General features: G+C 70.3%; 11 protein-coding genes. 6 read left to right on the plus strand and 5 right to left on the minus strand.

Annotated elements, in window-relative coordinates:
• Positions 1-3 precede the first annotated feature (3 nt).
• On the minus strand, positions 4-2607 hold the full coding sequence (locus ACGH48_RS07400) for a glycoside hydrolase family 2 protein (RefSeq protein WP_396290836.1): 2604 nt from the start codon (positions 2605-2607) through the stop codon (positions 4-6).
• Between the two features lie 116 nt (positions 2608-2723).
• On the opposite strand from ACGH48_RS07400, the gene ACGH48_RS07405 reads away from it, so the two are divergent.
• Genes ACGH48_RS07405 through ACGH48_RS07430 form a run of 6 tightly spaced genes read left to right on the plus strand, consistent with a single transcriptional unit; the run spans position 2724 to position 10326 of the window.
• Positions 2724-4409, plus strand: a complete 1686-nt coding sequence (locus ACGH48_RS07405) for an ABC transporter substrate-binding protein (protein ID WP_340195891.1) — start codon at positions 2724-2726, stop codon at positions 4407-4409.
• 34 nt (positions 4410-4443) lie between these two features.
• On the plus strand, positions 4444-5433 hold the full coding sequence (locus tag ACGH48_RS07410) for an ABC transporter permease (protein WP_123313060.1): 990 nt from the start codon (positions 4444-4446) through the stop codon (positions 5431-5433).
• Positions 5434-5445: 12 nt separating this feature from the next.
• The gene (locus tag ACGH48_RS07415) at positions 5446-6468 is read left to right on the plus strand and encodes an ABC transporter permease (RefSeq protein ID WP_123313059.1); all 1023 of its coding nucleotides are present in this window, start codon (positions 5446-5448) and stop codon (positions 6466-6468) included.
• Positions 6465-7337, plus strand: a complete 873-nt coding sequence (locus ACGH48_RS07420) for an ABC transporter ATP-binding protein (protein ID WP_123313058.1) — start codon at positions 6465-6467, stop codon at positions 7335-7337. Before ACGH48_RS07415 ends, ACGH48_RS07420 begins: the two co-directional genes overlap by 4 nt.
• The gene (locus tag ACGH48_RS07425) at positions 7334-8227 is read left to right on the plus strand and encodes an ABC transporter ATP-binding protein (protein ID WP_396290837.1); all 894 of its coding nucleotides are present in this window, start codon (positions 7334-7336) and stop codon (positions 8225-8227) included. The genes ACGH48_RS07420 and ACGH48_RS07425 overlap by 4 nt, the downstream gene beginning before the upstream one ends.
• A complete protein-coding gene (locus tag ACGH48_RS07430; RefSeq protein ID WP_396290838.1) occupies positions 8224-10326 on the plus strand; it encodes a glycoside hydrolase family 36 protein in 2103 nt (700 codons plus the stop codon). The genes ACGH48_RS07425 and ACGH48_RS07430 overlap by 4 nt, the downstream gene beginning before the upstream one ends.
• A gap of 132 nt (positions 10327-10458) precedes the next feature.
• Here the strand turns inward: ACGH48_RS07430 and ACGH48_RS07435 are convergent, their stop codons facing one another.
• The 4 genes from ACGH48_RS07435 to ACGH48_RS07450 are packed head-to-tail and all read right to left on the minus strand — an operon-like array spanning position 10459 to position 13983.
• The gene (locus ACGH48_RS07435) at positions 10459-11085 is read right to left on the minus strand and encodes a response regulator transcription factor (RefSeq protein WP_340195888.1); all 627 of its coding nucleotides are present in this window, start codon (positions 11083-11085) and stop codon (positions 10459-10461) included.
• The gene (locus tag ACGH48_RS07440) at positions 11082-12284 is read right to left on the minus strand and encodes a sensor histidine kinase (protein ID WP_396290840.1); all 1203 of its coding nucleotides are present in this window, start codon (positions 12282-12284) and stop codon (positions 11082-11084) included. The genes ACGH48_RS07435 and ACGH48_RS07440 overlap by 4 nt, the downstream gene beginning before the upstream one ends.
• A gap of 53 nt (positions 12285-12337) precedes the next feature.
• The gene (locus ACGH48_RS07445; RefSeq protein WP_123313053.1) at positions 12338-13147 is read right to left on the minus strand and encodes an ABC transporter permease; all 810 of its coding nucleotides are present in this window, start codon (positions 13145-13147) and stop codon (positions 12338-12340) included.
• Positions 13144-13983 (minus strand): ABC transporter ATP-binding protein, encoded by an 840-nt coding sequence (locus ACGH48_RS07450; protein ID WP_123313052.1) that lies wholly within the window; start codon positions 13981-13983, stop codon positions 13144-13146. The genes ACGH48_RS07445 and ACGH48_RS07450 overlap by 4 nt, the downstream gene beginning before the upstream one ends.
• Positions 13984-13998 lie beyond the last annotated feature (15 nt).

Below are 13998 nucleotides of genomic sequence, written 5' to 3' on the forward strand. Positions count from 1 at the left end.
GCGTCAGGGGAGCAGCGAGCCCGCGTGGCGGAGGACGAGCGGGCCGACGAGCGCCTCGGGGTCGATGCCCGGCGCACCCGTCACCGTGAACGTCACCGACTCGCCGGCGAGCAGGGACACCAGGCCGTCGTCGACCCGAGCGGCCGGGTCCACGCGGTCCGGGAACAGCGAGACGTCCCGCGCGTAGGACGTCGCCGTCACCGTCACGACCGCCCCGTCGTCGGTCGCCGTGACCGACGTCGAGAGCGGCGACCGGGCGAGGACCTGATCGACGACCTCGGCGAAGTCGAACACCGTGCGGGTCCCTGCCCCGGTGACGACCAGCACCTCGGAGCCGGCATCCTCGGGCACTGCGAGCGCAGCCGGCAGCGTGACCCGGTCGGCGTCGGCGGGCCCGGCGGTGAGCGGGAACGAGGACGACTCGAGCACGGTGCCGTCGAACGCGACGCGGGAGACCGTGACCTCCTCGGCGACCGATGCCCCGGACGCGTTCACGAGCACGACGTCGAGCCCACCCGCAGCACCGGCAGCACCGGACGCAGCGGGCTGCACGGTGAGCAGGACCGGCTGGTAGGCCTGCCGCACCGCGTACCAGACCGGCTTCCGGATGCCCGCGTGGTCGACGAGTGCCCAGGACACCACGGGCCAGTCGTCGTTGAGCTGCCAGACGATCATGCCGGTGTTGTCGGGCGTGCGGGACCGGAACCACTCCATGCCGAAGCGGATCGCGTGCGCCTGGTTCAGCTGCGCGGCCCAGTGCCAGTCCTCGATGCTCGTCGGTGCGGGCAGGTGCCCGCGCATGCCGTCGGCGAGCTTCTGGTTGCCCTGGTCGGCTTTCTGGTGCACGAGCATCTCGTGGCCGTCCGGGTCGAGCGGCTCGTCGTGGACCACCGCGGTCAGGGTCGACCACGCGGGCGGCCCCTGGAACCCGAACTCCGCCACGAACCGCGGGTTCCAGTCGGCGTAGGCGCGGTAGTCGAGCCGGTTCCAGACGTCCCAGATGTGCACGCTGCCGTTCCGCTCGTCGTTCGGCGTCAGGTACTCGTCGAACGAGAACGGGCTGCCCGGCGTGTACGGACGGGTCGGGTCGAGCTCGGCGACGATGGACGGCAGCAGCGAGCGGTAGTAGCCGTTGCCCCAGGTCCGGCCGACGAGCGACGGGCGCCACCCCCACTCGGCGTACGCGACGAGGTTCTCGTTGTTGCCGTTCCACACCACGAGCGACGGGTGCGGGCTGAGCCGGGTGACGGCTTCGCGGACCTCGGGCTCGACCTCGTCGGCGAGCCAGGGTTCCTCGGCGTAGGCGGCGCAGGCGAACAGGAAGTCCTGCCAGACGAGCACGCCGAGTTCGTCGCACCGGTCGTACAGGTCGTCGGACTCGTAGATCCCGCCGCCCCAGATGCGGAGCAGGTTGACGTTCGCGTCGATCGCGTCGTCGATCCGGTCGGCGTAGCGCTCGGGCGTCATCTCGGTCAGGTACGCGTGGTCGGGGATCCAGTTCGCGCCGCGCACGATCACGGGCCGGTCGTTCACCCGGAGCAGGAACGGCGCTCCACCGGCGTCGGCCGCGGTGTCGAGCGTGACGGTGCGGAACCCGACGCGGCCGGTCCAGACGTCGTCGCCGACCTCGACCCGGACGTCGTACAACGGCTGGTCGCCCTCGCCGCGCGGCCACCAGACGGCGACCTCGGGCACCTCGAGCCGCACGACGGCGGACCCGGCCGTGCGGTCCGGACCGGTCACGACGGGGCGCGCGCCGACGACCCGGCCGGCGGTCTCCGCGTGGTCGGCGGGGCGGACGGGAGGCACGGTGTCCGCACCGGGGCGCGCTGCGGACGCGTGGTGCGGGGCCAGGGTGATCCGGGCCTCCAGTCCGGCAGCGGCGTCACCGCCCGCGGACGCGACGGGCGCGCTGCCGATGGCCTGCGAGAAGGCGCCGGAGGAGCCGGCGAACTCGACGTCCACGTGCGCGGTGAGCACGCCGGTGGTACGGTCCACGTCGACGAGCGGGCGGACGGCCGCGATGCGGGCGCCGCTCCACGACTCGATGCCGATCGACTTCCAGATGCCGCTCGTGGCGACGTCGATGCCCCAGTCCCAGCCGAAGTTCGACGCGTTCTTGCGCAGCGCGTTGTAGGGGTGGTGGTTGACGTGGGGGAGTTCGCCGCCGTGCAGGGCGGACAGCCGCTCGGCCGCGGGGACCGGGGCGTCGAAGGTGACGACGAGCTCGTTCGCGCCGGGGCGCAGCAGATGCCCGACGGGGTACCGGTACGCGCGGTGCTGGTTCGCGGTGGTCGCGACGACGACGCCGTTCAGCTCGATCGTCGCGAGGGTGTCGAGACCGTCGGCGACCAGGTCGTGGCGGTCGTGCGTGTCCGTGCCCGACCACTCGAACGTGCGGCGGTACCGCCAGACCGTGTCGCCGATCCACTGGGTCGCGGCCTCGTTGTCGCCGTCGAACGGGTCGGCGATCCGACCCGCCCGCAGCAGGTCGGTGTGTACGCAGCCGGGGACGATCGCGGTGACCGGCTCCCGGTGCGCATCGGCCTGTGCCGGTCCGTGCACCGCCTCGACCGTCCACGTGCCGTCCAGGGTGGTCCGCTCCATTGCGTCTCCTCATCGTTACGGGGCCGTGACACGACCCCTTGACCGCCTTAGTTTACGCGTGTAACAATCACGCTCACAACGTGGATCCTGCGACGACGCAGACCGAGAGGACAACGATGTTCAACCCAACCCGTTCACGGCTCGCCATCGGCGCCGCCGTACTCCTCGCCGCCGGCCTCGCGCTGAGCGGCTGCAGCGCGAGCGGCAGCGCCAGCACGAAGGGCGACGCCGCCTCGACCCTGGTCGCCTACACCGGACAGTCCGGCGACTACCAGATCAACTTCAACCCGTGGTCGCCGTCCAACATCGGCGGCGTCGGCACGATCTACGAGTCGCTGTTCTTCATCACGAACGTGAACACGAAGGACCCGAAGCCGCTGCTCGGCAAGTCCTACGAGTGGAACACGGACGGCACCCAGCTCACCATCACGCTGCGCGACGGGGCGACCTGGAGCGACGGCGAGCCCTTCACGTCGAAGGACGTCGTCTTCACGCTCGACATGCTCACGAAGCAGAAGGCCCTGAACTCGATCGGCTACGACGGCACCGCGAAGGCCGACGGCGACGACAAGGTCGTCGTGACGTTCGACAAGCCGTCGTTCGTGCTCGGCCCGAACCTGCTCGGCAAGACCTGGATCGTGCCGGAGCACCTGTGGAAGGACATCGACCCGACCACCGACGTCGTGCGCGAGCCCGTCGGCACCGGCCCGTACACGCTCGGCACCTTCAAGGCGCAGGCCTTCACCCTCGAGGCGAACAAGAAGTACTGGGACGGCGCCCCGGCCGTGAAGACCATCCGCTACCTGTCGCTCTCCGGCAACACCGCCGGCGCCGACGCGCTCAAGCAGGGCTCGATCGACTGGCAGACCGGCCCGGTGCCGAACATGGACGACATCGCCGGCAACTACAACGGCTACGACGGCATCACCGTCGGCCAGAACCAGATGGCGCTGCTCACCTGCGCGAACACGGACCTCGGCTGCGCCGGCCCGCAGACCGACCCGGCCGTGCGCCACGCCATCGCCGACGCCATCAACCGCAAGCAGCTCAACTCGCTGGCGTTCGAGAACACCGCGAGCGAGATCTCGCCGACCTTCGCGCTCACCACGACGCAGAAGGACACCATCTCGAAGGACATCGAGCCCGCCGTGATGCCGGAGACCGCCGACAAGGCCGCCGCCGCGTCGACGCTCGAGGACGCCGGGTGGAAGAAGGGCGCTGATGGCATCTACGCCAAGGACGGCAAGAAGCTGTCCCTGACCGTCGAGGTCGTCACCGGCTGGACCGACTACATCACCGCGATCGACACGATGACGCAGCAGCTCAAGGCCGCGGGCATCGAGCTCAAGGCGCAGCAGTCGTCGTGGAACGAGTGGACCGACAAGAAGACCAAGGGCAACTTCGAGCTCGCGATCGACTCGCTCGGCCAGGGCCCGACGGCGAACCCGTACTACCTGTACAACAACTACTTCACGACGGCGAACACCGCGAAGGTCGGTGAAGCGGCCCCGATGAACATCTCGCGGTACAGCAACCCCGACGTCGACAAGGCCATCGCGAAGCTCGCCACGATCAACCCCGAGGACACCGCCGCCACGCAGCCGGAGCTCGACACCATCCAGCAGCACATCGTCGAGGACCTGCCGTACATCCCCGTCATGACCGGCGGCACGACGAGCGAGTTCCACGCGGCGAAGTTCACCGGCTGGCCCACGAAGGACGACCTCTACGCCTTCCCGGCGGTCTGGGCGAGCCCGGACAACGCCGAGATCTTCAAGGCACTGAAGCCGGCGAAGGGCTGACCACGATGGGATCGCGACCGAGGAGCACTCGACGATGACCTACTTCCTGCGCAAGATCGGCTTCTACATCGTCGCGCTGTGGGCGGCACTGACGCTGAACTTCATCATCCCGCGGCTGCTGCCCGGGAACCCGGTGGACATCCTGCTCGCCAAGCTCCAGCAGCGCGGCGGGCAGGTGACCCCGGCGACACGGCAGGCGTACGAGCTGCTCCTCGGTGGCGATTCCTCGGAACCGTTGATCTCCCAGTACGGCCACTACCTGGTTAACGTGTTCCGCGGTGACCTCGGGGTGTCCGTCAGCTACTTCCCGGCGCCCGTCACCGAGGTCATCGCGAGCTCGCTGCCGTGGACGATCGCCCTGGTCGGGATCGCGACGATCCTCGCCGCGATCATCGGCGTCGGCCTCGGTGCCTTCGTCGGCTGGCGTCCGGGCACCTGGCTCGACTCGTTCGTGCCCGCCACCACCCTGCTCGCCGCGGTGCCGTACTTCTGGCTCGCGCTGATCCTGGTGTACTTCTTCGCCACCGGCATCCACCTGTTCCCGGCGCAGGGCGGCTACGACGTCATCCTGACCCCCGGGTTCAACTGGGACTTCATCGCCTCGGCGGTCCAGTACGGGGTGCTGCCCGCCGTGACGATCGTGCTCGCGTCCCTGGGCGGCTGGCTGCTCGGCATGCGCAACATGATGGTGTCGACGCTGTCCGAGGACTACATCACCACCGCCCAGGCCAAGGGGCTCTCCGACGGCAAGATCCTGCGGAACTACGCCGCCCGGAACGCCGTCCTGCCCTCGGTCGCCGGCTTCGCGATCTCCCTCGGGTTCATCGTGTCCGGCTCCGTCGTCACCGAGCAGGTGTTCTCGTACCCGGGCATCGGGTCGAAGCTGCTGTCCGCCGTGACGAACAACGACTACGCGCTCATGCAGGGGATCTTCCTGTTCATCACCCTGGCGGTCCTCGGCGCGAACCTCGTCGTCGACCTGCTGTACGGGCTCATCGACCCGCGGACGCGGGCGCGGAGCTAGGGAGGACACGCCATGACCAACATCCAGCAGGACACCGAACCCACCATCGGCGCACTCGCCGAAGAGGCCGACACCACCACGTCCATCGCCACCCGGCGGCAGACGAAGGGCGGCATCCGCCGTTTCCTGCCGACCCTGACCCCGTGGCTCGTCACGGGCATCGCGCTCGTCGCCGGCGTCACGCTGTTCGGCGTCGTCGGGCCGCTGCTCGTCGGCGACCCGACCACCATCCGCGACTCCGGACTGCAGGGACCGAGCGGCTCGAACGTCCTGGGCACGACCCAGACCGGGCAGGACGTCCTCGCCCAGCTCGCCTACGCCACCCGCGGCAGCCTGCAGATCGGCCTGATCGTCGGCGTGCTCGCCACGGTGCTGTCCGCGTTCTTCGGGATCCTCGGCGCCTACCTGGGCGGGATCATGGACGAGGCGTTCTCGCTGTTCTCGAACGTTTTCCTCGTCATCCCCGGCCTGCCGCTCGTCATCGTGATCTCCGGCCTGGTGCCGCGCGAGGCCCGCGGGCTCTGGACCATCGCCGTCGTCCTCGCGATCACCTCGTGGGCCGGGTCCGCCCGGGTGCTGCGTGCGCAGACGATGTCGATCCGCAACCGCGACTACGTCTCCGCCGCCCGGGTCGCCGGCGAACGACCCTGGCGGGTCATCGCCGTCGAGATCCTGCCGAACCTGCTGCCCGTCCTGGCGTCGCAGTTCGTGTTCGCGGTGATCGCCGCGATCCTCGGGGAAGCGGGGTTGTCGTTCCTCGGGCTCGGGGCGTCGAACTCGTCGACGCTCGGCACCATGCTCTTCTACGCCCAGAACGGCTTCGCGCTGGCGAACGGTGCCTGGTGGTGGTTCGTGCCACCCGGCCTGCTCATCGCGCTGCTCGGCATGGGCCTGTCCCTGGTGAACTTCTCGATCGACGAGGTCATCAACCCGCGGCTCGCCAACGTGCGGGCGCAGCGACGGCGCGACCGTCGTGCGAAGCGCGCCGCCCGCGCCACGCGTTCCGCACGCACCACGAAGGAGTTCGTCCGATGAGTGCCGAAGCCGTGCTGACGATCGACCACCTCGACGTCGTCTACGAGACCGAACACCCCGTGCACGCCGTCAAGGACGTGTCGCTCACACTGGCACCGGGCGAGATCCTCGGGCTGGCGGGGGAGTCCGGCTGCGGCAAGACGACCCTGGCCTACGCCATCACCCGGCTGCACCGACCGCCGGCGAAGGTCGCCTCGGGCAGCATCACGTTCCACGACCGCGACGGCACCGACATCGACCTGCTCGGGCTGCCGCACGAACAGCTGCGGGCCGTGCGCTGGTCGAAGCTGTCGATGGTGTTCCAGGGCGCGATGAACGCCCTCAACCCGGTCACCACCATCCGGGCACAGCTCGACGACGCCCTGAAGGAACACCGGCGCGACCTGTCCCGCAAGGAACGGCGGGCGATCGCCGAGGACGCGCTGAGCCGCGTCGGCGTCGACCCGTCCCGCATCACCGCGTACCCGCACGAGCTGTCCGGCGGCATGCGGCAGCGCGTGATGATCGCGATGGCGATGCTGCTCGAACCGCAGATCATGATCATGGACGAGCCCACCACCGCGCTCGACGTCGTGGTGCAGCGCGAGATCCTGCGCGAGATCGTCCGACTGCGCGACGAGCTCGGGTTCGCCGTCGTGTTCATCACGCACGACCTGCCGCTGCTGCTCGAGATCAGCGACCGGATCGCGATCATGCTGCGCGGCGAGGTCGTCGAGTGCGACCGCGCCTCGGTCATCCAGCACGACCCGAAGCACCCGTACACGCAGAAGCTGCTGCAGTCGTTCCCGAGCCTGTCGGGGGAGCGCGGCGCGTTCATCCGCTCCGGCGTCGACGACCACGCGGCCGCAGTCCACGAGGAGATCCGATGACCAGCGTGACCGTCAGCCACCTCGGCAAGGACTTCCACACCCGCAAGGGCCTGAAGCGGACCACCCTGCGCGCCGTCGACGACGTGTCGTTCGAACTGTTGCCCGGCCGGACCGTCGCGCTCGTGGGGGAGTCCGGCTCGGGCAAGTCGACCATCGCGCGGATGCTCGCCAAGCTCGAGAGCACCACACGCGGCTCCATCGACGTGCGGCTCGAGGACGGCACACCCGTCGTCGGCAGCATGTACCGCCGGCACGTGCAGATGGTGTTCCAGGACCCCTTCGCGTCGCTCAACCCGTTCCACTCGATCGAGCACCACATCGCCCGGCCGCTGCAGCTGCACCACCGGGCCCGAGGTGCCGACGAGACCGCCGAGAAGGTGCGGGAACTGCTCGGCCGCGTCAACCTCGACGAGGACTTCGCGAGCCGCCGACCGCACGAGCTCTCCGGCGGGCAGCGGCAGCGCGTCGCCATCGCCCGCGCACTCGCCCCGGGCGCCCAGGTGCTCATCGCCGACGAACCGGTGTCGATGCTCGACGTGTCGATCCGGCTCAGCGTGCTCAACCTGATGGGACGCCTGCAGCGCGAGGACCACCTCGCGGTGCTGTACATCACGCACGACCTGGCGACCGCACGCCACTTCTCCGACGAGATCCTGGTGCTGTACCGCGGCCGGGTCGTCGAACGCGGGCCCTCCGACGCCGTGATCCTCAACCCGCAGCACGACTACACCCGGCTGCTCGCCGAGGCCGCCCCCGACCCCGAGCGGATCGACCGCACGGTGACCTCGGGCAGCGCCCTCGACCGCGCGAAGATCGACAACACCACCTGCTACGACCACGGCGTCGGTGACTGGGTGACGAGTTCGCCCGCGCCGGTCGGCGCACGGTGAGCGGAGCCTTCACCGACTGGGTCACGCCCGGGTTCTCGGCACGCTTCCGGATCGGCGACGACCAGCCCGCCGCACTCGTGTCCTTCGTGCCGGCCGGTGGAGCGCTCGCCGACGGACCCGACGACCCGCAGCCGTTGGTCGAGCTGACCACGATCGGACACGGGCGGTTCCCGGGCGGGTTCCGGCACGTGGACTCCACGATCGGGGCGCGACTGCGACCCGTTTCCTGGCGTGGGTCCGACGACGCGACCGATCCGTGGTTCCGGATCGTGCAGACGGACGCGGCCACGGGCCTCCAGGTCGAGTCGGTGTTCCGGGCGTGCGCCGACGTGCCGGGTTTCCAGACGTGGACCGAGGTGTCCGCCGACGACGGCGAGCACGTCGTGGACTTCGTGTCGTCGTTCGCGACCGGGGCGTTCCTGACGGACTCCGGTGTCGGCGTCGACGACCTGGCCCTCGTGCACGCGGACAACGACTGGGCGGCCGAGAGCCGGTGGCGGACCGATCCGCTGCGATCGATCGGGCTGGCGCGCATCGACCGCGAGGCGCAGCACCACCCGCCCCGAAGCCGTGCCGTCGTGCAGAACCGGGGATCGTGGTCGACGGGAGAGGCCCTGCCGATCGGGGTGCTGCAGGCGGACAGCGCTGTGCCGACTCCGTACGCGCTCGTGTGGCAGATCGAGCACAACGGGCCGTGGCTGTACGAACTCGGCGAGACCCGGCGGCGCGCGTACGTGCTCCTGAGCGGACCGACCGACCAGGAACACCAGTGGACGGCCGTCGTGGCTCCGGGGCAGCCGTTCGTGTCCGTTCCGGTGTCGGTGGGGATCGCCGGTTCGGTCGGTGGTGCCTTCGAGGTGCTCACGGCGCAGCGTCGGGCGTTCCGGCACGTGCGCGAGGCCGATCGAGCCCTGCCGCTCGTGTTCAACGACTACATGAACACGCTCATGGGCGACCCCACCACCGAGAAGCTGCTGCCGTTGATCGACGCCGCTGCCGACGCCGGAGCGGACCTGTTCTGCATCGACGCCGGCTGGTACGCCGAGGGGCACTGGTGGGAGACCGTCGGAGCGTGGGAGGAAGCTGCGTCGCGGTTCCCGACCGGGCTCGGGTCCGTCATCGACCACATCCGGTCGTGGGGCATGCAGGCCGGGCTGTGGCTCGAGCCCGAGGTCATCGGCATCCACTCGCCGCTGGCCGTGGACCTGCCGGAGGATGCCTTCGTGCACCACCACGGTGTGCGGGTCGCCGAGCACGGACGGCACCTGCTCGACCTCCGTTCGCCGGAGGCTCGGGCGCACCTGGACGCGGTCGTCGACCGGCTCGTCGGGGAGCTCGGGGTGACGTTCTTCAAGATGGACAACAACACGATGACCGGGCCGTTCGCCGGGATGCTCGAGCACCAGCGGGCGCTGCTCGACTGGCTCGACGCCGTGCAGGCCCGGTACCCGTCGCTGCTCATCGAAAACTGCGCCTCGGGAGCGATGCGCGCCGACTCCGCGATGCTGTCCCGGTTGCACATGCAGTCGACCTCGGACCAGCAGGATCCGGTGCTGTCCGCGTCGATCGCCGCCGCCGCTCCCGCCGCGATGCTGCCCGAGCAGGCGGGGAACTGGGCGTACCCGGCACCGTCGATGTCGCCCGACCTGTTCGAGCTGTCGCTCGTGAACGGGGTGCTCGGGCGGATGTACCTGTCGGGCTACCTGAATTCGATGAGCACATCGCAGCGGGCGGTCGTGCGTTCTGCGATCGAGGCACACCGGACAGTGCTCGAGGTCATCGAGTCGTCGGTGCCGGTGTGGCCGCTCGGGTTGCCGGCGTGGGAGGACCCGTGGCTCGCGCTCGGCTTGCGCGCCACGTCCGGGGAGCTGTACTTGTCGGTCTGGGCGCTGCCCGGTGCCGGCTCGTCGGTGTCGTTGCCGCTCCCGGGCTTCGCGGGGCAGGCGGTCGTCGTCGAGCCGCTGTTCCCGACGGCGCTCGGATCGTGGTCCGTCTCGTGGGAGGCATCGGCAGGCGTGCTCCACGTCGGTCACGGTGGCGCCACCCCGACGGCACGGGTGTTCCGCATCCGACCGGAGGAGGCGGGCGCGGAGCACTGAGCCGGTGGTGACACCGGGTGAGCGCGCCTCGATGGCAGCGGGGCGCGTCACATGGTGAGCAGGAATGGTCGGGTCGCGGTGACGCACCCGACCGTTTCTGCTCACCAAGCGCGCGTCGGGAAGCGCGGGAGGTCAGGGGAGTAGTCGGAGCTCCATCGCGCGGGTCACGGCACGGGTGCGGTCGTTGACGCCGAGCTTCTCGAACACGTGCCCGAGGTGCGTCTTCACCGTCGTCTCGCTGAGGAACAGGGCGCGGCCGATCGCCGGGTTCGAGTTGCCCTGGGCGACGAGCTGCAGCACCTCGAGTTCGCGCGGGGTCAGGGACGGGCCCGTCGGGATCCCACCGGTGGCCCGCCTGACGAGCGCGGCCGCGGCCGAGGGGGCAAGGGCGGTCTCGCCCCGCGCGGTCGCACGCACCCCTGCGAGGATCTCGGACTCGGGGGCTGCCTTGAGCAGGTAGCCGGTGGCGCCGGCCTCGATGGCCGCGAGGATCTGATCGTCGGACTCGTACGTCGTCAGGATCAGGACGCGGACGCCCGGTTCCGCCGCGAGGATCTCCGCCGTCGCAGCATCACCGTCGAGCTCGGGCATCCGCAGGTCCATCAGCACGACGTCGGGGCGCTCCGCCAGCACGACGGACACCGCGGCACGGCCGTCGCTGGCCTGGCCCACCACGTCGATGTCGTCGGCGTCCTGCAGCAGCGCGACGATGCCGGAGCGGACGATCGGGTGGTCGTCGGCGACCACGACGCGGATCACCGGGTCACCTCCGTCACGGGGTGGCGAACGGCGGACGGGAGGCCCGGTGCGGCTCCGGTGGGCAGGATCGCCTCGACGACGGTGCCCCGGCCCGGGGCGCTCGTGATCGTGCAGGTACCGCCGGCGAGGGCGAGGCGCTCGCGGAGTCCGCGCAGGCCGTGCCCGGCGGTGGGCTGCTCGGGGTCGAACCCGGTGCCGTCGTCGGTGATCCGCAGCACGGTGTGCCCTTCGTCGGGGAACAGACGAACCTGCACGGAGGCGGAGCCGGCGTGGGCGCGGACGTTGGAGAGGGCCTCTTGCGCGACGCGGAGCAGGACCACCTGCGCATCACGATCCAGCGCGCACTCGGACGCATCGACGGTGACGACTGCGCCGGTCTCGCGGGTGTGCCGTTCGGCGAGGCGGTGGAGGGCACCGGCGAGGCTGTCGCGGGTCATGCCGGCTGCCCCGGCTGCGACGAGGGTGCGGGACTCCTCGAGGGCAGCGCGGGCGGACTCTTCGAGGACGGTGAGTCGTTCCTCGAGCGCGTCGGAGCGGTCGTTCGCCAGGTCCCCGCGAGCCCGTTCGGTGAGCATGACGATGCCGGCGAGGTTCTGCGCGACGGTGTCGTGGATCTCGCGGGCCAGGCGTTCCCGTTCGCTCGCGATGCCCGCCGTGCGGTTCGCGTCGGCGAGGGACTGCTGGGTGGCTCGGAGCTCCTCGACGAGCTGGCGGCGCTCCTCGGACAGGCCGGCGACGCTCGAGATCCACACGCCCATCGCACAGGCACCGATCACGCTGATGCCCTCGATGAGCAGGGTGCTGACGAGGGCGTCCGGGCCCTCGGAGACCTGCAGGCCGATGCCGCTCGCGACGCCGACCGCGATGGACAACAGGACCGCGGTGCGGACCCGCTCGGACTGCACCCAGACCAGCGGGAACACGATGCACTGCACGAAGGCGGTGCTCGGTACGACGGCCGGCAGCACCAGGGCGGCGACGACGACGAGCGGCAGGAACGCGGCGGCGGCTCGGGGGCTGTCGTAGCCGCGGTGCCCGTACGCGATGTACGCCACGACGAGGACCACCACAGCGAGGTACGCGGGCCAGCGGGTCGACCACGGGGACCAGCCGAGCGCGGTGATCACGGCGGTGAGGAGCATCGTGCCCGCGAAGAACACGTGCAACCACCGGTTGCGCACCCACGTTTCGCCGCTCATGACCACAGCATCCCATCGATGCAGCACCGCGGAGCGGTTCTCCACAGGGCCCATCAGGCGTCCTTGCGGTTCCAGCGGAAGGTGAGGGCGCAGGCCACCGTGCCCCCGACCAGCCACGCGACCAACACGAGGGTTCCGAGGGCGAGGTGCCACGCGCCTCCCGGCTCGGCGGACGCGAACGCGTCGGGCAGGAAGACGGACCGCATGCCGGACGCCATCCAGCGCAGGGGGAAGACGGACGCGACGTTCTGCAGCCAGTCGGGCAGTTGCGTGAAGGGCAGGTAGACGCCGGAGATGAACTGCAGCACCAGGACGATGGGGACGATCGTGGCGGTGGCGCGGCGGCCCTCCCGGGGGAGCGCCGAGATAGCGATGCCGAGGACGCAACTGGTGGCGATGCCGAGGACCATCACGCCCGCGAAGACGCCCCAGTTGCTCGCCGCGGTCGGCAGGTCGACGCCGAACACCAGGCTCGCGATGCCCAGCAGCAACGCCGTCTGCACGATGGTCGTGACGAGGACCATGCCGATCTTGCCGACGAAGTAGCTCAGGACCGGCAGCGGTGTGCCACCGAGGCGCTTCAACGTGCCGTCACTGCGTTCGGTCGCGATGTCGACGCCCAGGGACTGCGTGCCGGAGAGCAGGATGCCCGTCGCGACCAGCCCGGGCAGGTAGTAGGTGGCGTAGTCGACGCTGATCGGTCGCCCGTTGCTGGCGACGGCGCGGATCGGGTCGGCGTCCGCGAACGCCACCGAGAACAGCGCCAGCATGATGATGGGGAAGAGGAACGTGAAGAAGACGGCGTCGGGTGCGCGGAAGTAGGAGCGGATCTCGTACGAGATGCGGCTGGTCGCGGTGTTCACTGCTGGCCCACCATTCCGAGGTAGACGTCCTCGAGGGACGGGCGGATGACTTCGAGGTCGTGCATGGCCGTGGTGCTGCTGCGGACGAGTGCGGTCGGGTCGGTCGTCCGCTCGTCGTGCAGGTCGCCGGCATCGTCGCGCCAGCGGACCCGTGGTGTGCGGGCTGCGGTGCCGCCGATCTCGTCGATCGGGGCGATGTCGAGCAGCTTCCCGTCCGCGATCACCGCTGCACGGTCGGCGAGCTGGGCTGCTTCGTCGAGGTAGTGCGTGGTGAGCAGGATCGTCGTGCCCTCGGCCTGCACCTGGCGCAGGAGCTCCCAGAACTGGCGGCGGGCCTCGGGGTCGAAGCCCGTGGTCGGTTCGTCGAGGAACAGGACCTCGGGGCGGCCGATGATGCCGAGGGCGACGTCCACGCGGCGGCGCTGGCCACCGGAGAGTCGGGCGATGCGTGTGTTGCGCTGGGCGGTGAGCCCGACGGCCGCGATGAGGTCGTCGACGCTGCGGTGCTTCGGGTAGAGCGTTGCGAAGTGGTGCAGCTGCTCGGCGACGGTGACGTTCGGGGATTCGGCGCTGGTCTGCAGGACGATGCCGATGCGTGCGTTGTGGCTGCGGCTCGTCCGGGCGGGGTCGTGGCCGAGGACGCGGACCTCGCCGGCGGTGCGCGACCGGTACCCCTCGAGGATCTCGACCGTCGTGGACTTGCCGGCGCCGTTCGGGCCGAGGAGGGCGAAGGTCTCGCCGGGCTGGATGACGAAGCTGACGTCATCGACCGCGACCTTGCCGGTGGCGTAGGTCTTGCTGAGGTGCTGGACCTCGATGGCGGGGGACTCGGGCATGGGTCCAGCCTGGCC

Origin of the sequence: Curtobacterium pomorum (assembly GCF_044497295.1) — a bacterium.
In the GTDB taxonomy this organism is placed as follows: Bacteria; Actinomycetota; Actinomycetes; order Actinomycetales; family Microbacteriaceae; genus Curtobacterium.

What these genes read in the sequence shown, in the direction of transcription:
- ACGH48_RS07400 (WP_396290836.1), bottom strand. Translation starts at nt 2,607, where the DNA reads ATGGAGCGGACCACCCTGGACGGCACGTGGACGGTCGAGGCGGTGCAC.
- ACGH48_RS07420 (WP_123313058.1), top strand. Translation starts at nt 6,465, where the DNA reads ATGAGTGCCGAAGCCGTGCTGACGATCGACCACCTCGACGTCGTCTAC.
- ACGH48_RS07410 (WP_123313060.1), top strand. Translation starts at nt 4,444, where the DNA reads ATGACCTACTTCCTGCGCAAGATCGGCTTCTACATCGTCGCGCTGTGG.
- ACGH48_RS07425 (WP_396290837.1), top strand. Translation starts at nt 7,334, where the DNA reads ATGACCAGCGTGACCGTCAGCCACCTCGGCAAGGACTTCCACACCCGC.
- ACGH48_RS07405 (WP_340195891.1), top strand. Translation starts at nt 2,724, where the DNA reads ATGTTCAACCCAACCCGTTCACGGCTCGCCATCGGCGCCGCCGTACTC.
- ACGH48_RS07415 (WP_123313059.1), top strand. Translation starts at nt 5,446, where the DNA reads ATGACCAACATCCAGCAGGACACCGAACCCACCATCGGCGCACTCGCC.
- ACGH48_RS07450 (WP_123313052.1), bottom strand. Translation starts at nt 13,983, where the DNA reads ATGCCCGAGTCCCCCGCCATCGAGGTCCAGCACCTCAGCAAGACCTAC.
- ACGH48_RS07440 (WP_396290840.1), bottom strand. Translation starts at nt 12,284, where the DNA reads ATGAGCGGCGAAACGTGGGTGCGCAACCGGTGGTTGCACGTGTTCTTC.